General features: G+C 62.5%; 1 protein-coding gene. It reads right to left on the bottom strand.

The window, feature by feature from the left end:
• Window positions 1–60: 60 nt before the first annotated feature.
• A partial coding sequence (locus JL37_RS08080; protein WP_043543194.1) for an IS481 family transposase occupies window positions 61–1,044 on the bottom strand: 984 nt, incomplete at its 5' end.

Below are 1,044 nucleotides of genomic sequence, written 5' to 3'. Positions count from 1 at the left end.
TGTACAGACCGGGGACATAGGTAACAGGTGTACGGGAACATGGGTAACAGGTTGATCAGCTTACTTCATGGCCTTCAGATCCACTTGTCCGAGGCAGTGATGGCAGAAGAGGATGTCGAAGGAGCCATCCTCGTCTCGCCTCGGTCTGAAGGCGACGTATTGACCCCGTAATCCGGCGGATAGACGCAACTGTCGCCCTTGTAGGTCGACCCACCCTCCGTACTGGACCTTGCGCACCAACGTGTCCGCGGCGTAAACGATGGGCGGCAGAACCCGTGGCATCGAGCGTACGCTTGGCCGATAACGTTGCGCGGGCGTTTGCATGTCTAGCGCCTGGTGTGGGCGCTCGTGGTTGTAGATTCGACGCCACGGATCGAACTGGCGCTGGGCATCGTCCAGATCTCGGAAGCGCCGAGTACCGAGGACCTCAGCCTTGAAGGTGCGATGGAAGCGCTCGTCCTTACCGTTACTCTGCGGATGTGCGGGCCTGCTATGCGTCAGCTCGATGCCAAGCCGTATGAACCAGACAGCCAACCGCGTCAACGCATCCATGCCTGAGGCGGCCCAAGGCGTGCCGTTATCGGTGTTGATGCGCCTGGGCAGGCCGTAGCGGGAGAACGCTTGCAGTAGCGCGGCCTGCACTGGCTCGAAGCGTTCGGCAGCCATGGCCTGCAGAACGATGTTGTAACGCGAGTGGTCGTCGATGACCGTCAGCGGATGGCAACGCTGACGGTCCGTGGCGAAGTGACCCTTGAAGTCCATCTGCCACAGGTCGTTGGGGGCTTCGTGCTCGAACCGATGCCAGGCCCTGCCTGAGCCGGGCGGGGTATCTGCCAAACATCCATGGCGACGCAGCACCTCCGTGACGGTGCTGGGTGCGAGCCTTACCCCTTGATCGCGTAGCAGCACATGGGCGATCTTGCGCCCGCCCCAGGCCGGATGATGTTGCCTGACCTCAAGGACCTGAGCCTCAAGCGCCTCGGCTGTACGCCCCGGTGTGTGCCGAGGGCGCCTCGATAGCGGTTCAAGCCCGGCTGGCCCGTG

It is taken from the genome of Achromobacter sp. RTa (genome assembly GCF_000757485.1).
Classification (GTDB): Bacteria; Pseudomonadota; Gammaproteobacteria; order Burkholderiales; family Burkholderiaceae_B; genus Achromobacter.
This window is presented reverse-complemented; position numbering and strand designations above follow the sequence as displayed.